The 19490-nt window shown below is 62.4% G+C and carries 18 protein-coding genes; 16 read left to right on the top strand and 2 right to left on the bottom strand.

The window, feature by feature from the left end:
- The 5 genes from C9I57_RS03450 to C9I57_RS03425 form a co-directional block, all read left to right on the top strand.
- A partial coding sequence (locus tag C9I57_RS03450) for a citrate/2-methylcitrate synthase (protein WP_369008102.1) occupies nt 1-188 on the top strand: 188 nt, incomplete at its 5' end.
- A 156-nt stretch (nt 189-344) separates the two neighbouring features.
- Nucleotides 345-857: a hypothetical protein gene (locus C9I57_RS03445; RefSeq protein ID WP_107149195.1), complete on the top strand. Its 513-nt coding sequence runs from the start codon at nt 345-347 to the stop codon at nt 855-857.
- A gap of 30 nt (nt 858-887) precedes the next feature.
- The gene (locus tag C9I57_RS03440) at nt 888-2339 is read left to right on the top strand and encodes a bifunctional 2-methylcitrate dehydratase/aconitate hydratase (protein WP_107149194.1); all 1452 of its coding nucleotides are present in this window, start codon (nt 888-890) and stop codon (nt 2337-2339) included.
- 105 nt (nt 2340-2444) lie between these two features.
- Nucleotides 2445-5162 carry an aconitate hydratase AcnA gene (acnA, locus tag C9I57_RS03435; RefSeq protein ID WP_107149193.1) on the top strand — a complete coding sequence of 906 codons (2718 nt, stop codon included), beginning with the start codon at nt 2445-2447 and terminating at the stop codon, nt 5160-5162.
- A 291-nt stretch (nt 5163-5453) separates the two neighbouring features.
- Nucleotides 5454-6809, top strand: a complete 1356-nt coding sequence (locus C9I57_RS03425) for a Fic family protein (RefSeq protein ID WP_107149191.1) — start codon at nt 5454-5456, stop codon at nt 6807-6809.
- 77 nt (nt 6810-6886) lie between these two features.
- On the opposite strand, the gene C9I57_RS03420 is transcribed toward C9I57_RS03425, so the two are convergent.
- Nucleotides 6887-7780, bottom strand: coding sequence for a LysR substrate-binding domain-containing protein (locus C9I57_RS03420; protein ID WP_107149190.1), 894 nt, complete (start codon nt 7778-7780; stop codon nt 6887-6889).
- A gap of 63 nt (nt 7781-7843) precedes the next feature.
- Here C9I57_RS03420 and C9I57_RS03415 point away from each other — a divergent pair, with 63 nt between their 5' ends.
- From C9I57_RS03415 to C9I57_RS03360, 11 genes are all read left to right on the top strand, one after another.
- Nucleotides 7844-8779, top strand: a complete 936-nt coding sequence (locus C9I57_RS03415; protein ID WP_440130170.1) for an ABC transporter permease — start codon at nt 7844-7846, stop codon at nt 8777-8779.
- 5 nt (nt 8780-8784) lie between these two features.
- Complete coding sequence (locus C9I57_RS03410; RefSeq protein ID WP_107149189.1) at nt 8785-9870, top strand: ABC transporter ATP-binding protein; 1086 nt, start codon at nt 8785-8787, stop codon at nt 9868-9870.
- Nucleotides 9855-10943 carry an extracellular solute-binding protein gene (locus C9I57_RS03405; protein WP_107149188.1) on the top strand — a complete coding sequence of 363 codons (1089 nt, stop codon included), beginning with the start codon at nt 9855-9857 and terminating at the stop codon, nt 10941-10943. Before C9I57_RS03410 ends, C9I57_RS03405 begins: the two co-directional genes overlap by 16 nt.
- 10 nt (nt 10944-10953) lie before the next feature.
- Nucleotides 10954-11781: an ABC transporter permease gene (locus tag C9I57_RS03400; protein ID WP_107149187.1), complete on the top strand. Its 828-nt coding sequence runs from the start codon at nt 10954-10956 to the stop codon at nt 11779-11781.
- 73 nt (nt 11782-11854) lie between these two features.
- Complete coding sequence (locus C9I57_RS03395) at nt 11855-12325, top strand: TIGR00725 family protein (RefSeq protein WP_107149283.1); 471 nt, start codon at nt 11855-11857, stop codon at nt 12323-12325.
- 279 nt (nt 12326-12604) lie between these two features.
- Complete coding sequence (locus C9I57_RS03390; protein ID WP_107149186.1) at nt 12605-13510, top strand: S1C family serine protease; 906 nt, start codon at nt 12605-12607, stop codon at nt 13508-13510.
- Between the two features lie 18 nt (nt 13511-13528).
- The gene (locus tag C9I57_RS03385) at nt 13529-14197 is read left to right on the top strand and encodes a response regulator transcription factor (RefSeq protein ID WP_107149185.1); all 669 of its coding nucleotides are present in this window, start codon (nt 13529-13531) and stop codon (nt 14195-14197) included.
- Nucleotides 14198-14355: 158 nt separating this feature from the next.
- Complete coding sequence (locus tag C9I57_RS03380; RefSeq protein WP_107149282.1) at nt 14356-15102, top strand: COG4705 family protein; 747 nt, start codon at nt 14356-14358, stop codon at nt 15100-15102.
- Nucleotides 15103-15189: 87 nt separating this feature from the next.
- Complete coding sequence (locus C9I57_RS03375) at nt 15190-15597, top strand: histidine kinase (RefSeq protein ID WP_107149184.1); 408 nt, start codon at nt 15190-15192, stop codon at nt 15595-15597.
- Between the two features lie 477 nt (nt 15598-16074).
- A complete protein-coding gene (locus C9I57_RS03365; protein ID WP_107149182.1) occupies nt 16075-17436 on the top strand; it encodes an MFS transporter in 1362 nt (453 codons plus the stop codon).
- Nucleotides 17437-17553: 117 nt separating this feature from the next.
- Complete coding sequence (locus tag C9I57_RS03360) at nt 17554-18780, top strand: porin (protein ID WP_107149181.1); 1227 nt, start codon at nt 17554-17556, stop codon at nt 18778-18780.
- A 48-nt stretch (nt 18781-18828) separates the two neighbouring features.
- Here the strand turns inward: C9I57_RS03360 and maiA are convergent, their stop codons facing one another.
- Nucleotides 18829-19473 (bottom strand): maleylacetoacetate isomerase, encoded by a 645-nt coding sequence (gene maiA, locus C9I57_RS03355; protein WP_107149180.1) that lies wholly within the window; start codon nt 19471-19473, stop codon nt 18829-18831.
- Nucleotides 19474-19490: the final 17 nt, after the last annotated feature.

Here is a 19490-nt window from a genome sequence, read left to right as displayed (position 1 = left end):
GCGCCGTGTCCTATCACCTGATGGGCGTGCCGACGGCGATGTTCACGCCGCTCTTCGTGATCTCGCGCACCTCCGGCTGGAGCGCGCACATCATCGAGCAGCGGATCGACAACAAGATCATCCGGCCCAGCGCGAACTACACCGGCCCAGAAAGTATGAAGTTCGTCCCGCTAAATAGGAGAAAATAGCGACCGCCGCGCGCGCCCAGTCAGATGGACGGGACGCGCGGCACCCCGCCCGGCGCCCCGCGGCTCTCGCGGTGGCACTGCAACCAAGGGGCTCGTCATTTGTCTCTGTCATTTGTCCCTGTCATCTATTCCAAAATCGAAAGGTCCGGCATTCCCATGAAAAAATTGCTGATCGCAACCCTTATCGGCACAATTTCCGCCACGATGTCGCTCGCAGCAGCGGACGCGTCCGCTCAAACGCAGTCGACGCAATCGACGACTGCCACGAAGAAGGTAGGCAAGGCGCCCGCGCCGAAGCACCGGCTCGTGAAGCGCAAGTCGCGCGAAACGACGGCTGCCGCCAAGAACGATCCGATCCCCGAAGGCTCCGTGGAGTGGAAGTGCAGTGAAGGGCTTTCGTTCGACCTGAAGGGCGACATGAAGAAGGACCAGATCGTCACCATTCACTGGGCGAACAAGAACTACAACCTGCCGCGCGAATCGACGACGACGGGCGCGGACCGCTTCCATGACGCGGCGACCGGCCTCGACCTCGTCGTGATCCCGACGAAGGCGATGCTGTTCTCGGATCACGACGGTGGGCGTCTCGCGGACGAATGCCAGACTACGGCGATGGCGCAAGGCGCGCCCGCTCCGACGCAATCGAACGCGTTGAAGAAGGGCGACTGATCGTTTTTCTTCCTCCACGAGCCGACCACCATGTCCGCCTCGACTTCGAACGTAAGGCCAGAGCCTGATCGAGTACTCGTCGATATCGTCGATTACGTCCTCGGCTTCGAGGTGGACAGCGCGCTCGCGCTCGAAACGGCGCGCCATTGCCTCATCGACACGCTCGGTTGCGGCCTGGAAGCGCTTTCCTATCCGGCATGCACGAAACTGCTCGGCCCTATTGTGCCGGGTACGATCGTGCCGCATGGCGCAAAGGTGCCCGGTACGCAGTTTCAGCTCGACCCGGTGCAGGCCGCGTTCAACATCGGCGCGATGATCCGCTGGCTCGATTTCAACGACACATGGCTCGCGGCCGAGTGGGGTCATCCGTCGGACAATCTCGGCGGCATTCTCGCGACGGCCGATTGGCTCTCGCGCGTTGCCGTCGCGTCGGGCAAGAAGCCGCTCCCCATGCAGGACGTGCTGATTGCGATGGTGAAGGCGCACGAGATTCAGGGCGTCATCGCGCTCGAGAACTCGTTCAACCGCGTCGGGCTCGATCATGTGCTGCTCGTGAAGGTGGCTTCGACGGCAGTCGTCGGCTGGCTGCTCGGACTGTCGCGCGACGAGCTCATCAACGCTGTTTCGCTCGCGTTCGTCGACGGACATTCGCTGCGCACGTATCGCCATGCGCCGAATACAGGCTCGCGCAAATCATGGGCGGCCGGCGACGCCACCTCGCGCGCCGTGCGCCTCGCGCTGATCGCGAAGACGGGCGAGATGGGCTACCCGTCCGTTCTCACGGCTCCAACCTGGGGCTTTTACGACGTGCTGTTCGAAAGCCGCCCGTTCAGCTTTCAGCGCCCCTACGGTTCGTACGTGATGGAGAACGTGCTGTTCAAGATCTCGTTTCCGGCCGAGTTTCATGCGCAGACCGCCGCCGAAGCGGCGATGACGCTGCACGGCGTCCTGAAAGCGAACGGCAAGACGGCCGAAAACATCGCGAAGATCACGATTCGCACGCACGAAGCGGCGATTCGCATCATCGACAAGAAAGGCCCCCTGAACAATCCGGCCGACCGCGATCATTGCATTCAGTACATGATCGCGGTGCCGCTGCTTTTCGGACGACTGACCGCGGCCGATTATGAAGACGCCGTGGCGGCCGATCCGCGTATCGACGCGCTGCGTGCCAAGATGCAGTGCGTCGAAGACGCGCAGTTCACGAAGGATTATCACGATCCGGACAAGCGCTCGATCGCCAACGCGTTGACCGTCGAGCTTGACGACGGGACGACGCTCGATGAAGTCGTCGTCGAATATCCGATTGGCCATCGGCGTCGGCGCGCCGAGGGTGTGCCGCTGCTCGTCGAGAAGTTCAGGACGAACCTCGCGAGGCGCTTTCCGGCGAAGCAACAGCAAGCGATTATCGACGTCTCGCTCGAGCAGACGCGGCTCGAAGCCATGCCGGTCAACGAGTACGTCGATCTGTATGTCATTTGATCGAGCATCGAATCGGATACAGTAGTTCGTTACAAGGTTCAAGTAAGGTTTCAGAAAGAAAGGCAACAAGATCGTTGTTTCCTCGCTCCAAACCTAGGACAAACCATGGCCCACAACCTCCACAACACGCTCAAGGAATTCGACAGCGGCTCAGGAAAAGGGAAGTTCTACTCGCTGCCCGAGCTCGGCAAGGCATTGAACGTCAAGATCGAGCGCCTGCCGGTGTCGATCCGCATCGTTCTGGAATCGGTGCTGCGTAACTTCGACGGCAAGAAGGTCGCCGAAGAGCACGTCGCACAGCTTGCCAACTGGAAGCCGAACGCGCCGCGCGTCGACGAGATTCCGTTCGTCGTCTCCCGTGTCGTGTTGCAGGACTTCACGGGCGTTCCGCTGCTCGCCGATATCGCCGCGATGCGCGGCGTGGCGCAGCGCATGGACAAGAACCCCAAGCTGATCGAGCCGCTCGTACCCGTGGACCTTGTCGTCGATCACTCCGTGCAGGTCGACTACTACCGCCAGAAGGACGCGCTCGATCTCAACATGAAGCTGGAATTCCAGCGCAACAACGAGCGCTACCAGTTCATGAAGTGGGGCATGCAAGCGTTCGACACATTCAAGGTCGTGCCGCCCGGCGTCGGCATCGTGCACCAGGTCAACCTCGAGTACCTCGCGCGCGGCGTCCACAAGAAGGCCGAAAACGGCGACTCGGTCTACTACCCCGACACGCTCGTCGGCACCGATAGCCATACGACGATGATCAACGGCATCGGCGTCGTGGGCTGGGGCGTGGGCGGTATCGAAGCCGAGGCCGGCATGCTCGGCCAGCCCGTCTACTTCCTCACGCCGGACGTCGTCGGCGTCGAGCTCAAGGGCAAGCTGCGCGAAGGCGTCACGGCAACGGACCTCGTGCTGACGATCACTGAGCTGCTGCGCAAGGAGAAGGTGGTCGGCAAATTCGTCGAGTTTTTTGGAGAGGGCACGGAATCGATCGCGGTTCCGGATCGCGCGACGATCGGCAACATGGCGCCTGAGTACGGCGCGACGATGGGCTTTTTCCCCGTCGACGAAAAGACGATCGATTTCTTCAAGGGCACCGGCCGCACCGATGCCGAAATCGCCGCTTTCCAGAATTACTTCAAGGCGCAGCAGCTCTTCGGGATTCCGAAGGCAGGCCAGATCGACTTCACGAAGGTCGTCACGCTCGACCTCGCAACCGTCGCCCCGTCACTCGCCGGTCCGAAGCGTCCGCAGGATCGCATCGAAATCGGCTATGTGAAGTCGACGTTCGCCGATCTGTTCTCGAAGCCCGTCGGCGAAAACGGCTTTGCGAAGAAGCCGGCCGAACTGGACACCGTGTACGAGACGTCGAACGGCATCAAGCTGAAGAACGGCGACGTGGTGATCGCCGCCATCACGTCGTGCACGAACACGTCGAACCCGAGCGTGCTGCTGGCCGCCGGCCTGTTGGCGAAGAAGGCCGTCGAGGCGGGCCTGACCGTGGCGCCGCATATCAAGACTTCGCTCGCGCCGGGATCGCGGATCGTGACCGAGTACCTGACGAAGACGGGCCTCCTGCCCTACCTTTCACAACTCGGTTTCGAGCTCGCGGCCTACGGCTGCACGACCTGTATCGGCAACGCCGGCGATCTCACGCCCGAGATCAACGAGGCGATCACGAAGAACGACATCGTCGCGGCCGCCGTGTTGTCGGGCAACCGCAACTTCGAGGCGCGCATTCACCCGAACATCCGCGCAAACTTCCTCGCCTCGCCGCCGCTCGTCGTCGCTTATGCGATCGCCGGTACGATCACGCGTGATCTGATGACGGAGCCCGTCGGCAAGGGCAAGGGCGGCAGGGACATCTACCTCGGCGACATCTGGCCGTCGAGCGAAGAGGTTCATGCGTTGCTCAGATATGCGCTCGACCCCGAAGCGTTCCGCAAGAACTACTCGCAGCTCACGAAGGAAGGCGACCTGTGGAGCAAGATTCAGGGCGAGGAAGGTCAAGTCTACGACTGGCCGAAGTCGACCTACATCGCCGAACCGCCGTTCTTCGGCGAGCAGTTTTCGATGCAGCCGATCGACGCGATTCCGACGATCAAGGGTGCGCGTGCGCTCGGCGTCTTCGGCGATTCCGTCACGACGGACCACATCAGCCCCGCGGGTTCGATCAAGGAAGATTCGCCGGCCGGCAAGTGGCTCAAGGCCAACGGCGTGCAGAAGGCCGACTTCAACAGTTACGGCTCACGCCGCGGCAATCATGACGTGATGATGCGCGGCACGTTCGCGAACGTGCGGATCAAGAACCTGATGATCCCGCCGAAGGCCGACGGCACGCGTGTGGAGGGCGGGCTGACGATTCATCAGCCTAGCGGCGAGCAACTGTCGATTTACGATGCCGCGATGAAGTACATCGATGCCGGCACGCCGACCGTGATTTTGGCCGGCGAGGAGTACGGCACCGGATCATCGCGCGACTGGGCCGCGAAGGGCACGCAGTTGCTCGGCGTGAAAGCTGTCATCGCCCGTAGCTTCGAGCGAATCCACCGCTCCAATCTCGTCGGCATGGGCGTCTTGCCGCTGCAGTTCAAGGGCTCCGACAGCATCCAGTCGCTTGGCATCACCGGCGAGGAGACGTTCGACATCGAAGGCCTCGGCGACGACTTCAAGCCGCAGCAAGAAGTCACGCTCGTGATCCATCGCAAGGACGGCAAGGAGCAGCGTGTGCCCGTTTTGTTGCGCATCGATACGCCGATCGAAGTCGATTACTACAAGCACGGCGGGATTCTGCCGTTCGTGCTGCGGTCGTTGTTGGCGGCGTAAGGCGTAAGGCGCGGGTGCCGGCGCGCTCCGCCGTCCGAGTGGTCATCGCCGCGCTTCGATCGTCGAAGCGCGGCCGTTCGAAAGGCCCGGCTGCCCTGCCGGGCCTTTTCATTGGAGCTGGCCGGAAGCCCGACGTTCATGTGGGTGGTTACCGACCAAAATATCGGCTCATCGGCTCACGAATCGGCTCATTGCATGCCGAATCGGCTCAAAATCTTGCGAATCGGCTCAAATCGGCTCAGAATCAGCTCAACTGTGAGCCGATTCTGAGCCGATTCTGAGCCGATTTTCATGAGAACTGGACTGCCGCCCGCCGAAGACGTCATTGAAGCCCTACGCCGTTTTGCGGCACAGGGCCATAGCCATGTCACGTCTTCCGAACTTGCCAACGCCACCGGGAAAAGTCTCGCGACGATAAAGCGGCTTCTTGACGACCTGCGCGCGGCAGGCCGAGTGAACCGCCAAGGGACGGGCCGTGCAACGCGCTACTCGCTTGCTTCGAACATACCTTCGCCGGAACCGGCGGTCGATACGCTCAGCCCGGCAGAGATGCAATGGTCTCCTGCGAGCGTTGCCGCGCGTCGGCGATTGGCCGCTCCATTGGCGAGCCGCGCCCCCGTTTCTTACAAACGCGATTTCGTCGACCACTACGAACCCAACAAATCATGGTTGATCCCTGAGCCGCTCGCCATCCAGCTCGCAAACGCCGGACGCATGCGGTGGCAACAGCCGGCGGGCACGTACGCCCGCAAGGTGCTGGAGCAGCTGCTGATCGACTTGTCATGGTCGTCCTCGCGCCTTGAAGGCAATCGGTTCACGCTGCTCGACACGCGCAAACTGTTCGAAAGCGGCATAGCCGATGGCGATTTCGATGCCGTGATGCTGCTCAACCACAAGAGCGCTATCGAGTTTCTTGTCGACGCTGTGCCGACGGAAGGCCTGTCGACACCCGTTATCCGCAATTTGCACGCGGTGCTGATGCAGAACCTGCTCGTCGATGAAGACGGTCTCGGAACGATCCGTAAAAAGGTCGTCAACATCAGCGATACGACCTACCTGCCGATGCAGGTGCCATCCGTCCTGGAGGAAATGCTCGACCTCATCGTCAGCAAAGCTCGATTGATCAGGAACCCTGTCGAAGCAGCGTTTTTCCTATGGACGAACCTTGCTTATCTGCAGCCGTTCGAGGATGGCAACAAGCGTACGAGCCGCCTGGCGGCGAACATTCCGCTGATGCTCTACAACTGCGCGCCCCTATCGTTTCTGGATGTCGACTTGCACGATTACGCGGTTGCGATGATAGGCGTCTACGAACTGCGCGACGTCTCGCTCGCTGTCGATCTGTTCGAGTGGACCTATCGGCGTTCGATCGATAAATACAAGGTCGTGCTCGAATCGATGGGAGTGCCCGATTCGATGCGTCTGCGTTATCGGCAAGCACTGAGTGAGGCGATAGGACTCGTCGTACGCGGAGGAAAAACCGCAGTCGAGGCAGCGTCCGAGCTTCGACTCACTGAGGACTCCGCACCGGGATTCCACACCATACTCGCCGATGAGTTGGCGAAGCTGGAAGTTTTCAATTGTGCGCGCTATCGGTTGACGATGGCGGAAACGAAGGCATGGATCGAAGCCGGGCGGCCAAGCTAGCCGCGATCACTTGAAAAGATATCGGCGACCGACGCGCTGCCGGCTAACAGCAGCGGCGGCGCGACAGCCGATACGCCTCAACCCCGACATTCCTCGAGCATCCAGGCTCTGAAGCGTTGCAGCCCGGGTTTGGCGGCGAGACGCTCCCCCGAGTAGCAGAGATAGTGGCCCTGATCATCGACGTCGACCGGTGCATCGATCGGCTCGACGAGCGCCGCCGACCCGAGCAGATCGCGAATCAGGAACGCCGGAACGAGCGCGAGACCGAGCCCCGCGCACGCCGCCTGTATCAGTACCGCGTATTGCTCGAAGCGTGGTCCCGCCAGGGCTCGCATCCGCGTCACGCCATGCCGCTCCGCCCACTTAATCCATGCCGTTGCGGCTTGCTCATGCACGAGCCGAGGCGCGTCGGCAACGTCGGCCGGCTCGCGGATCGGATGCCGCTGCGCAAACTCGGGCGAGCAGACAAGCGCGAACGTATGTCCGTCCAGGTAGTCGCTTAGCACTCCTTCCCAACGGCCGTCTCCGTAGCGAACGGCCGCATCGAGCTCCGGTGGAAACGCATCGCCGTGCGCCAGATGTCGCCGAAAGCTCAGTGTCACGTTCGGCGCGGACGCGAGGAAGCGCGGCAGACGCGGCACGAGCCATCTTGTCGTAAAGGTAGGCACGCTCGCGATCGTGAGCAAATCGGCTTCCTCGCGCGAGGCGAGGAGTTCCAGCGAAGCGTGACAGATTTCACGCAACGGCTCCTTGATTCGTGCGTGATACGTGGCCCCGGCCGGCGTGAGCGCGAGCTGGCGGCCGTCGCGTACGAAAAGCCGGACGCCGACCTGGGCTTCGAGATTCGATACCTGTCGGCTGACCGCGCTCGGCGTCAGTCCCAGCTCGCGTGCCGCACGCGAGAAGTTGAGGTGCTTCGCGGACGCCAGGAACGTGAGCAACTCCACGGTACTCGGGCAAGAAGACTTCATTGGAGCTGTTCCAAATCCGCACAGTACATTGCGTGCTTTTTACCCTCGTTTCATGACGATGCAATGTCCGCCCCGCAAACTGCACGTTGCGTCGTCGCCTCCGGCAGCTTTGCGCAGCGGGGCGCGGCGAGTCATTTATCGAACACACGCGAGAAAGACTTGACATCGAACACCGCGCCAGCCCCGACTGTGCCGTTTCGTCAAAGGAGCGCCCAGCCGTCCATCGGACGAATCGCGGTTCGCGCCGTCGTCGCGCTGTTCGCGCTCTATCTGCTGATGCCGATGGTATTGCTGCTGATCGGCTCAGTCGGCAAAAGCTGGACGAATACCTTACTCCCGAGCGGCTTCACCTGGCGCTGGTTTGTCGAGTTAGCAACGGATGCCAGTTTCCGACGAGCGTTTGGCGTGAGCTTCGTCGTTGCGCTGGCTTGTTGCGCAGTCGATGCCTGCATCGGCTTGCCGCTCGCCTATGCGTTGAATCACCGCGCGGAAAGCGGGCGAGGAGCCGCGTCGCGCGTCGTTATGCTGATGCCTGTCGCCGTGCCGGCGCTCACCCTCGGCTTCGGCTATATCTCTGTATTCGGCGGCGATACGCTGCCGTGGCTCGGGACGCTGCCGTTGATGGTCGCCGCGCACGCCGTGCTGACGCTCCCCTATCTCGTGCAAACGCTGCTCAGCGACTTGCGCCATCTCGATCTGGCACAACTCGAAGACTGTGCCGCGACGTTGGGCGCCACGCCCTCACGTCAGTTCTTCTCGATCGTCGTACCGAACCTGCGGCAGAGCCTGTTTTCGGGCCTCGTGATGGTCTCGGCGCTCTCGATCGGCGAATTTCAGATCTCGAATTTGATTGCGGGCTTTCGTTACCGCAACTTTCCGGTCGTGTTGCTCCAAGCGTTTTACGGCGCTTCCGGCTTGGCTTGCGCCGCAACCGTCGTCCTGCTCGTCCTGGCCGTGGCGGCCACGCTCGCGTCGATCAACACCATCAACAGGCTGTAATCAGCATGAGCCTCGATTTCGACAACGTCAGCTTCAAATATCCGCGCGGCGGGCATGGCGTCGATGCCGTCACGCTCGCAGCGCAGCCCGGCGAACTGCTCGCCGTCATGGGCCGCAGCGGATCGGGCAAATCGACGCTGCTGCGCCTTGCTGCCGGCCTGCTCGACGGCTACGACGGGCGCATCGCGATTGCAGGCGACGACATGGCCGGCGTGCCGGTCTGGCGTCGAGAGGTCGGTATGGTGTTTCAGCAGTACGCGCTCTTTCCCCACCTGTCCGTCGTCGAAAACGTCGCCTACGGCCTGCGCATGCGTGGCGTGCCGGCCTCGCAGCGGCGCGTCCGCGCGCTCGAGATGCTTGAGCGCGTCGGACTCTCGTCGCATGCGGATCGCGGCACGACGATGCTATCGGGTGGGCAGCAGCAACGCGTCGCGCTCGCTCGCGCGCTCGTGATCGCGCCGCGCGTCTTGCTGCTCGATGAGCCGCTCGCCGCCCTCGACGCTGGCATTCGCCATCAACTCCGAGATTTGATTCGTGCGTTGCAGCGGGCAAGCGGCGCCACGACGCTGCTCGTCACGCACGATCAAGAGGAAGCGCTCAGCATGGCCGATCGCGTCGCAGTCGTCGAGGGCGGCCGCGTGCTGCAGGCCGACACGCCGTGCAAGCTTTACGAGCGTCCCGTTTCGGGGCAGGTCGCGCGTTTCGTCGGCCATTCGACGATCCTGTCTGGCCGCATCCGCGCCAAAGACACGGTCGACGTGGGGTTCGCGTTGCTGACTGCCGATACGGGCATTCGCCAGATCGGCGATTACGTCGAATTGCTATTGAGACCCGAGCATATCCAACCTAATCCGCCTGTAGGCGCCGCCAATCGCATTGACGGCGTACTCGGCGAAATTCGGTATTTCGGCGCTACGCAACGCTACGACTTTTTGCCGAGCGGCTCATCGCAGCCGCTGTTATGCGAAGGCCGATCGCTTCCGACAAGCAGCATCGCCATCGATCCGCGCCATCTCGTTACGTTGAATGCGACGCCCGACACTCAATCCATCCCTTTGCCCAACGGAGAACCCGAATGTCTGCAGTCCTGACCCTCTCGACCGCCTTGCGCCGTATCGGCGTCTTGCTCGGCGCGTGCGCAGCGCTTGCAGCGACCACGGCGCATGGCGCATCGCTTTACCCCGGCGAGGATGCGCTTTACGCCAAAGCCGCCGATGAGGGAATCGTCGTCTCGTTCGATACGGGTCCCGAATGGGCGAACTGGAAGTCACTGTTTACCGAATTTCGCAGGCGCTATCCGAAGGTCGAGATTACCTACAACGACATAGGTTCGGCCGCAACGGTCGTCGCCCTCGACAAGTCGCGCCATCGCCCGCAGGCCGATACGGCCTATTATTTCGCGGCATCCGCGCTCGACGCGGTGAGTAAAGATGTCGTCGAACCGTTCAAACCGGTCAACTTCGACAAGCTGCCTACTGTGTTTCGCGAGGCCGACGGCCGCTGGTTCACCGTGCATTCGCTCAACATTGCCTTCCTCGTCAATAAGAAACTCGTGAAGGACGTGCCACAGCGATGGGCCGATCTGCTGAAGCCTGAATATCGCAATGCGGTCGTCTACCTCGATCCGCGCTCGACAGGCCAGGGACAAGTCGACGTTTTCGCGGCCGCCTACGCGTTCGGTGGCAATGTCGACAATCCGAAGCCCGGTGCCGACTTCTTCGGGAAACTGACGTCGGCGGGCAACGTGCTGCGCGTCGAAGGCACGACGCCTTACGCGAAGTTCGTCAAAGGCGAGATTCCAATCTTGATCGGCTACGAGAACGACGGCCTCAAGGCTAAATACACGGACGGCATGGGCGACGCGGTCGATGTCGTGATTCCGCAGGACGGCAGCGTCTCGGCGCCCTATGCGATGAGTCTCGTCAAGAAAGGTCCGAATCCCGCCGCTGCGCAGTTGTGGCTGAACCTGGTGATGAGCGACGTCGGTCAGGCATTGTTCGCGCAGGGCTACGTGCGGCCGGCTGTGCCCGGCGTCACGCTCGCCCCCGAAATCGCCGCGAAGATGCCGAACGCGCCGCAAGTTCACCCGCTCGACGTCGCGAAGGCCGCGGCGCACAAGGCCGAAATCGATCAGCTCTGGTCGCAAGCCACACTCGGCAAGTGAGGATGAGGCGATGCGCGGCTCGTTACTAGAGCGAGAGGGCCTCATTCGGCGCTTCGGCTCGGCGCCGGCAGGCGTTCTTTTGGCGGTGTGCTTCGCACTGCCGCTCGCCGCGCTCGTCGCCGCAGCCTGCGGCAACGGTGGCACTGCATTCGCCGTCATTGCGCGCGACCCGCTCGTCGTGAGTGCGATCGCGCATTCATTCGCGCTGGCGCTGGGCGCCGGTACGTTGTCGACCGGCGTCGGTCTCGTGCTCGCCTTCGAGCTTGCGGGACGGCCTCCTGGCGAGCGGCGCTGGTTGCTGGCCATCCTTGGCGTGCCGCTCGCGTTTTCGGGGCTCGTGATCGCCTACGGCTTCATTCTGACGTTCGGCCGCGCCGGATTCGTGACGATGCTGCTTGCTCGTTTCGGCGCCGATGCGGCGAAATTGGGCGGCTTGATCTACACGATCACGGGCCTCGTCATCGCATACGCCTATTACCTCATTCCGCGCGTTGCGCTCATGCTCTTTCCAGCGTTCGCGAATCTCGACCGGCGGCCGCTCGAGGCAGCGATGACACTCGGCGCGCACCCTTGGCGGGCATGGCTCGACGTCGCATGGCGCGAGCTTTGGCCGTCGGTGCTTTCAGCGTGGTGCCTCGTCACCGCGATCGCGCTCGGGACGTACGGAACTGCCCTCGCATTGGCCGGCACGCAGATCAATATGCTGCCGCTCTTGATGTATTTGAAAATGTCTGACGGGCAGACAGATTTTTCACAGGTGGCCGTGCTGTCGATCATACTGACCGCGTTATGCACCTGTGTCCTTGCAATCGGAGAATGCATTGTCAGACGTCGCTAGGGATGATGGGACTGCGGTCGCGGCAGCGCTCGAACGCGTGTCGTTGCGTCAACAGGGACCGGATCGGCTCGCGATGCCGATGGCGATGATTGGGCCGCGCGTTGCTACCGAGGAGCAGCTGCGCACTGCGGAAGCGGTTGCGCATGCGTTTGCAGGCGCAGGCGTCGCGCTTCTCTGCGGAGGTAAAGGCGGCGTCATGGAGGCGGCTGCCCGCGGCGCACGTAAAGCCAATGGGCTCGTCGTCGGCTTGCTTCCCGAAGACGATGATGGACAAGCGAATCCCTATCTCAGCGTGGCATTGCCGACGGGACTCGGCATCACGCGTAATGCATTGATCGCGCGCGCATCGCTCTGCCTTGTTGCAGTGGGAGGAGGACTCGGCACGCTTTCCGAAATTGCGCTCGGTCTGCAATGGGGCAAACCGGTGTTCGGAATCTGCGGCGCGCCGCAGGTGCAGGGAATCGAACAGTTTGAAGATCAGTCGGCCTTGCTCTTGCGTGTCGCGCGATGGCTTGCCGATGTCGGCGTGACAAGCCGCGCGTAGCCGTTCGACGCAGGGCCGAGATAGCGGTTGCCGACGATTCAAGCTCGTATGTCCCGATCTCTGCCTCACGCTGCTTAGCGAAATCCGCACCGCATCTACCCGGCTACCCATTTGGGTGATGTGCGCCCCCTGTCCTTCTGTCATTGTGAAACCGTCGTCACAACGCTCTACCCGCATTGGGCAAGTGAGCAATTGACGATGACGAGAAGCGCAAGCAGCTCGCATGCAATTGGCAGGAGACTTGAAATGGAAACCACATCCTCGAGCGGAAATCCTTTGATGGATCTGTCGGACAATCTGGCAGACATTGCCGTGCGAGTCGGGCGGAGCGTCGTGGCAGTACACGGCGGACATCGCATGCCGTCGAGTGGGGTAATCTGGCGAAATGGCGTAGTCGTGACGGCTGCACACACGATCAGGCGAGAGGACGGGATCGAGGTCACATTGACCGACGGCCGTACGGTCGCCGCAGTCCTCGCGGGCCTGGATTTGGGCTCCGACGTCGGCGTGCTGAAACTGGACGGCGTGGACCTGGACCCTATCGATTCTGGCGATGCCAGCTCACTGAAGCCGGGTCATCTTGCGCTCGCGGTCGCGCGGGCGGACGAGTTCGGCACCAGCGCAGATTTTGGCGTGATCGGCAGCACGGGTGGTCCGTGGCGCACCTGGAGAAATGGACAGCTCGATGCGTTCGTGCGCCTGGACGGCGGTCTACGTCCGGGTTTCTCCGGGGCGGCCCTCGCGGATATGCGCGGGCAGGTCATGGGCATCTGCACGTCGGCACTGATGCGCGGCGCCGGCGTCGTGATTCCCGCGGTGACAGTGGAGCGCGTCGCCGATGAATTGTTGGCTAAAGGGCGCGTTTCACGCGGCTACCTTGGCGTCGGCACACAGCAGGTCAGCCTGCTGGACGCATGGGTCAAAAAAATGAACCTGCCGTTCAGTAGCGGCTTGCTGATCAATTCGCTTGCACCGGGCGGTCCTGCGGAACAGGGTGGCGTGCTGATAGGCGATGTGATGATCGAACTGGACGGCAAGCCTTGCAGCGACATGAATGACTTGCATGCCGCGCTGGGCTCCGCAAGCATTGGGCAGCAGTTGCAAATCGCGTTGATCCGAGGTGGCGAACGCCACGCGTATTCGGTAACAGTGGGCGAACGCCCCCAACGGAATTCGTGCAGGTGATGTCCGGGAAGCGACGAAATGTCGGATGGACAAACGGTACACAGGGCGCCGGTTCAGGTCCTGGTGATTGCGGCATCGTCGCAGGTGCGCGCTAGCCTGCAATCGCTTGTCGAGGCGAACCCGGCACTTGCGTTCTTAGGTAGTGCAGCCGATGCTGAAACGCTCGTCGATTGCCTCGCCGGGTCGGTGCCGGATGTGATCGTGACCGACATCGAGCCGGAGGCGAGCGACGCGATCAAAACGCTGTTCGACCTCGGGCACGCGCCACCGTCGCTCGTTCTGTTGAGCGACGATACGGACAGCGACTGGCTCCTTGATGTGCTACCCGCCGATGCGGCGGCGATCCTGCCGCGCAACGCGATGCCCGCCGAAATCGTTATGTCCATCGAAGCAGTCGCCGCGGGCCTTTGCGTGCTGTCGCCCGATACCCTCGCAAGGCTACTGGCCGGACGAAGACCGTCGCGCCAGACGGCATCCGGCAAACCGTTCGAAGCCTTGACCTTACGCGAGATCGAAGTGCTGGCGATGCTCGCCGACGGACTCGGCAACAAGGACATCGCGCGGCGACTCGACATCTCGGACAACACGGTGAAATTCCATCTCTCCTCCATCTTCGGCAAACTCGGTGCGACCAACCGCACCGAAGCGGTGATGCTCGGGATGCGGCACGGATTCATCATGGTGTAGGCCATAAGCTTCTCGTAAGCAAAGTCCAAGCAGACTCTCGCACACGGTTCCCGGCCTTGCGAGGTGCGCATCGTCGCGCCCCGCCCGATCGGCCACCGAACGATGCGTAGACCTAGGAGAAGAATGTGAACAAGCTTGGAACTGGCCGCGCCGCCGAGATGCTGAACAAGGTGCCCGAAGTCACCGCCGTTTTCTGGTTGATCAAGATCCTGTCGACGACCGTCGGCGAGACCGGGGCCGACTACCTCGCTGTCCATGTCGGTCTCGGCACCGCGGTGACGGGCGCACTCATGCTCGCGCTGTTGGTGCTCGCGCTCCTCCGGCAACTCAACGCCACCCGGTACGTACCATCGACCTACTGGCTCACGGTCGTGCTCGTCAGCATCGTCGGGACACAGATCACCGATGCGCTCACCGATACGCTCGGCGTGAGCCTCTACGCCAGCACCGCCGTTTTCGCCGTCGCGCTCGCGGCCACCTTTCTTCTTTGGTATCGCTGCGAACGGACGCTTTCGATTCACACGATCGTCACGCATCGCCGAGAACTGTTCTATTGGGCCGCAATCCTGCTGACGTTCGCGCTCGGCACGGCTGCCGGCGATCTCGCGACCGAAGCGCTAGGCCTCGGATTCAGACTCGGCGTAGTGGTCTTTGGTGCGCTTATCGGCATCACTGCACTCGCCTATTACCTGGGCGGCAACGCTGTGCTGACGTTTTGGGTCGCCTACATACTGACACGCCCGTTGGGCGCTTCGCTCGGGGACCTGCTTTCGCAAGCCAGCGAATACGGCGGAGTGGGCCTGGGCACGGTTCGCACGAGCATCGCATTCCTCGCCGTCATCGTCGCCCTCGTGGCTTGGCAGAGCGCCATCGAGCGCGGCCCTCGCGGGCAAACCTCACGCTGAGCCGGAGCTTCGACTGGTTCAATGAACGGGGGCGACACCGCCCTCTCCCCCGCGCCAAGCGGATTCAATGCTAAGGAGAACGAATCAATGAGCATCAAAAAAATCACCATCACTTTCGCTTCGGCTGCCGTACTCGCCTTCGCGGGTTTGGCACAGCTTCCGGGCGGCGGCATGATCGTCGCGTCGGCTCGCGCCGCGACGCCCTCGAAGCTTGGCGATCTCGCGCCCTTCCGCAAGATCGCGAGCGACTCCGCTACGCTCGTCGACAAAGGCGATCTTGCCGGCGCGAAGACACGCATCAAAGACCTCGAAACTTCTTGGGACGACGCGGAACCTTCGCTGAAACCGCGCGCGGCGGCGGATTGGCATGCCGTCGACAAGGCGATCGACCGTGCGCTCGCGGCATTGCGCGCCGCCAAACCCGAGCAGGCATCCTGCAAACAGGCGCTAACCGAACTCCTTGCGACGATCGATCGAGCCAGCGGCAAGCAGTGAAGCCCTCATGATCGGTCTGCGGCGTATCGAAACGCGCGAGCCTCAAAACTCGTCAGCACACGCATAGCAGGCCGATCTCCGCATCATTCCTTTTTCGTTTTTGGTTCCTGGGCTCGCTGCTGCGGCTCCGGTCCGCGCTCGGTCGGGGCCCTCGTACATGCGTCCGGTGGCGTGAGATAAGGCAGGTCGTTGCGGCAGCACGCATAAACCGGGAACCCGTATGCGTTCGTGCCGATGATAGTCGTTGGCCCATGCAGCGGGCACACCGCGTTCATGGCACCTCCCGAAATTGATCGATGAGCCAGTTTTCCATCGTACTCGCGGATTGACGTTTCGGCACGCACAGCCCGCAATATTGATTCGGTGAATGCGCCGAATTCACGTTCCTATGTCGACGGGTGGTGCGACGCAGTTTAAGTTCCCTTTCATAACGAAAGGCCGACAACCGCTCGGCCATGATGAAAGGAGACACCCCTCATGTCGTCGGCACCGCCCCCTATTGACGTTCGAGCCTGGCTCGACGAGCGCCCGTTCTCGCATTTTCAATGGCGAGTCCTACTTTTATGCTTTTGCATCGTCGCGGTCGACGGCTTCGACACGGCCTGCGTCGGTTTCATCGCACCGCTTCTGATGCGGGACTGGCATATCGGTCCCAATGTTCTCGGCATGTTGTTCGGCGCCGGCCTCGGTGGCTTGATGGTGGGCGCGCTGCTGCTCGGGCCCGTCGCCGATCGAATCGGGCGAAAGAAGACCTTGATCGCCACCGTCGCCTTCTTCGGTCTCGCGAGCCTCGCGACCGCGCATTCGCCGAGCGTAGCGATCCTGATCGCACTGCGCTTCGCCACCGGGCTCGGACTCGGCGCGGCCATGCCGAATGCGATCGCGCTTACGTCTGAGTATTGCCCCGAGCGCCGCCGGGCGTTTCTCACGACGGTCATGTTCTGTGGCTTCACGATGGGGTCGGGCCTGGGCGGCGTCGTCGCGGCCCAGCTGATTCCCGATTACGGTTGGCGCGGCGTATTCCTCTTCGGCGGCATTGCGCCGCTCGCGCTCGCAGCCGCGCTCGCGGTATGGCTGCCCGAATCGGTACGCTACCTCGTCGTCAAGGGCGCGGACGCAAGCAAGATCGCCGCGTTGCTCAACCGCATCGCCCCGCTTCGAGCTGACGTCGATACACGCTTCACCTTGCACGAAACCCGAACGGCGGGTTCGCCCGTGAAACAATTGTTCGCGCCGGCGTTTCGCACCGGAACGCTGCTTCTGTGGTGCGTCTTCTTCATGAGCCTGCTGATTGTCTATCTCATGACGAACTGGCTGCCGACGCTCGTTCATGCCTCCGGCCTCTCGCTCGCCGCGGCCTCGCGAATCGGCGTGTTCTATCAAGTGGGCGGCACGCTCGGCGCGCTCGTTCTCGGAAGACTCATGGACAGGTTTTCCGCCACTGGCGTTCTCGGACTCTCCTACGCGTTCGGCGCAGTCTTTCTCGCTCTGACCGGCTGCATGCCGGGCGACTTGCTCGCCGTCACGGTCGCGGGCGTCGGCTTTTGCATCAGCGGTTCGCAGATCGGCGCCAATGCATTCGCGGCGCGCTACTACCCCACTGCCAACCGCGTGACCGGCCTCAGCTGGGCGCTGGGGGTGGGCCGGCTCGGCTCTGTCTGCGGCGCGCTCGTCGGCGGCGCCTTGCTCGCGGCCCATATCCGGTTTTCGGTGCTGTTCCTCATCGTTGCGGTACCGGCCGGCGTCGCGGCCGCCGCCATCTACCTATGCGGAGTGCAGGCTCGACGCCGCGCAGCCCTTCCCGCGCTTGCCGCATCCGCCGGCATCGACGCGGCTTGAACCGGCGGGCGAAGGAACGAAGGCGGCAATGACCGCCGCCCTCCGCCCGCATTCCTCAGACCCATCGCAGGTCCGGCAGTAATCGTAAGCATCCCTAACAAAGTACGGAGACACTTGATGAAGAAGCAACTCGCCGCTTGCGGCTTTGCCGTCGCGGCCACTGCCTCGCACGCGCAGACGAGCGTCACGCTCTATGGCATCGTCGATCTCGGCATGACCTATACGAACAGCGCGCAAACAGGCGTCGCAAGCGGCCATCCACACGGGGGAAGTCAATTCGCTCTGACCGACGCTCATACGACGGGCCTGTCCGGCAGCCGATGGGGATTGCGCGGCACGGAAGAGCTCGGAAACGGGCTGAGCGCGGTCTTCGTCATCGAAAACGGCTTCATGGCGAACAGCGGGGTCCTTGCTCAAGGCGGGGCCGAGTTCGGACGGCAAGCGTACGTCGGCTTGTCTTCGTCGCGGCTCGGCACCGTCACGCTCGGACGTCAGTACGACCCTTTGGTGGAATCCGTTCAGTCTTTCGGGGCATCGGGCGCATGGGGCGGCTATATGTCGTCGCATCTCAACGATGTCGACAACCTCAGCAACACGAATCGCATCAACAACTCGGTCAAATTCACGACGCCGACCTATCGCGGCTTCCGCGCCGGCGCGCTCTATAGCTTCGGCGGCGTTGCTGGCAACACGAGCCAAAATCAAATCTGGTCGCTCGGCGTCAGCTACAGCGGCACGGCATTCTCATTCGGGGCGGGATACCTCAACGCGCGAAATCCGAATGTTTCATTCTACGGAAATACACCCAACAAGGGACTCGCGACCGCGAACAATCTCGGGTCGTTCGGTTCAGCCACGGCGCCTGAGTCCTCGCCCGGCTATGCCGGATACGCCTCTGCGCATACGACGGAGATACTCGGCGCCGGCGCTTCCTATACGCTCGGCCAAGCAACGATCTCGACGGTGGTGACGAATACGCGCTTCGACTCGCTAGGTTCTTCATCCGGTCCGAACCCGCTCGGCTACACGGGCAACGCCATCTTCACGAGCGCGGAGCTCGGCGTTCGTTATCGCTGGACGCCGTCTTTGCTGACCGGCGTGGCGTTCGATTACACCTGGCGCAATTCGGTGAAAGGTGACGGCGGCGCCAAGTATCTTCAGCTCGACCTCGGCACCATCTATAGGCTGTCCAAACGAACCGACCTTTATGCGTTGGCCGTATTGCAGCGCGCAACCGGTCGCGATTCGCTCGGGCAGCCCGCGGTCGCCAACATCAGCGGCTTCACGCCGTCCGCCACCGACAAGCAGCTTGGCGTACGCCTAGGCATACGCCACAAGTTCTGATCGGGAATGTGCAGGTTCGCTCGCGGCGCGTGCCGCGAGCGACTTCGTTTACGAGCCCAGATAGTCGGGCTGCTTGTTCGGCTGAGCAGCGTCGAACGCCGGATGCTCCATGGCGTGGCGGTAGGCGGCGAGGCTCAACGGATAGAGCGTTAGATCACACCCCATCCGCTGCGCGTTCGCGATCTGAGGCACGAGGCAGCAATCAGCCAACGTCGGTGCATGTCCGAAGCACCATGGCCCTTGGCCGTGTCGCGCGAGCATCCGCTCGACCCCGGCCATTCCTTCCGCGATCCAATGCTTGTACCAGGCGTCCTTTTGCTCGGGCGTGACGTGAAGCACCGCATCGAGGTATTTAAGGATCCGCAGGTTGTTGACAGGGTGGATATCGCATGAGATCAAATAGGCGAACTCGAGGACGCGCGCACGCAGTATCGGCTCGGACGGAATCAGGCGCGGCTCGGGATGACGCTCGTCCAGATAGTCGATGATCGCGAGCGACTGGCCGAGCGTGAACTCGCCGTCGACGAGCGCGGGCACAACCGCCGAAGGATTGATGCGATCGACATATTCCGCGTCGCGATGCGCGCCCGCGCGAATGTTCACGGGGACGTAATCGCTGGCAAGCCCTTTGAGCGCAAGCGCGATTCGCACGCGATAGGAGGCGGAGCTATTGAAAAAACTATGAAGTTGCATGCAAGGCGCCCTCGCAA

It is taken from the genome of Trinickia symbiotica (assembly GCF_003028655.1).
Lineage (GTDB): Bacteria > Pseudomonadota > Gammaproteobacteria > Burkholderiales > Burkholderiaceae > Trinickia > Trinickia symbiotica_A.
Note: the sequence above shows the minus strand (reverse complement) of the source record. Positions and strands in the feature narration are given on the sequence as shown.

What these genes read in the sequence shown, in the direction of transcription:
- C9I57_RS03445 (WP_107149195.1), top strand. Translation starts at nt 345, where the DNA reads ATGAAAAAATTGCTGATCGCAACCCTTATCGGCACAATTTCCGCCACG.
- C9I57_RS03440 (WP_107149194.1), top strand. Translation starts at nt 888, where the DNA reads ATGTCCGCCTCGACTTCGAACGTAAGGCCAGAGCCTGATCGAGTACTC.
- acnA (WP_107149193.1), top strand. Translation starts at nt 2,445, where the DNA reads ATGGCCCACAACCTCCACAACACGCTCAAGGAATTCGACAGCGGCTCA.
- C9I57_RS03425 (WP_107149191.1), top strand. Translation starts at nt 5,454, where the DNA reads ATGAGAACTGGACTGCCGCCCGCCGAAGACGTCATTGAAGCCCTACGC.
- C9I57_RS03420 (WP_107149190.1), bottom strand. Translation starts at nt 7,780, where the DNA reads ATGAAGTCTTCTTGCCCGAGTACCGTGGAGTTGCTCACGTTCCTGGCG.
- C9I57_RS03415 (WP_440130170.1), top strand. Translation starts at nt 7,844, where the DNA reads ATGTCCGCCCCGCAAACTGCACGTTGCGTCGTCGCCTCCGGCAGCTTT.
- C9I57_RS03410 (WP_107149189.1), top strand. Translation starts at nt 8,785, where the DNA reads ATGAGCCTCGATTTCGACAACGTCAGCTTCAAATATCCGCGCGGCGGG.
- C9I57_RS03405 (WP_107149188.1), top strand. Translation starts at nt 9,855, where the DNA reads ATGTCTGCAGTCCTGACCCTCTCGACCGCCTTGCGCCGTATCGGCGTC.
- C9I57_RS03400 (WP_107149187.1), top strand. Translation starts at nt 10,954, where the DNA reads ATGCGCGGCTCGTTACTAGAGCGAGAGGGCCTCATTCGGCGCTTCGGC.
- C9I57_RS03395 (WP_107149283.1), top strand. Translation starts at nt 11,855, where the DNA reads ATGCCGATGGCGATGATTGGGCCGCGCGTTGCTACCGAGGAGCAGCTG.
- C9I57_RS03390 (WP_107149186.1), top strand. Translation starts at nt 12,605, where the DNA reads ATGGATCTGTCGGACAATCTGGCAGACATTGCCGTGCGAGTCGGGCGG.
- C9I57_RS03385 (WP_107149185.1), top strand. Translation starts at nt 13,529, where the DNA reads ATGTCGGATGGACAAACGGTACACAGGGCGCCGGTTCAGGTCCTGGTG.
- C9I57_RS03380 (WP_107149282.1), top strand. Translation starts at nt 14,356, where the DNA reads ATGCTGAACAAGGTGCCCGAAGTCACCGCCGTTTTCTGGTTGATCAAG.
- C9I57_RS03375 (WP_107149184.1), top strand. Translation starts at nt 15,190, where the DNA reads ATGAGCATCAAAAAAATCACCATCACTTTCGCTTCGGCTGCCGTACTC.
- C9I57_RS03365 (WP_107149182.1), top strand. Translation starts at nt 16,075, where the DNA reads ATGTCGTCGGCACCGCCCCCTATTGACGTTCGAGCCTGGCTCGACGAG.
- C9I57_RS03360 (WP_107149181.1), top strand. Translation starts at nt 17,554, where the DNA reads ATGAAGAAGCAACTCGCCGCTTGCGGCTTTGCCGTCGCGGCCACTGCC.
- maiA (WP_107149180.1), bottom strand. Translation starts at nt 19,473, where the DNA reads ATGCAACTTCATAGTTTTTTCAATAGCTCCGCCTCCTATCGCGTGCGA.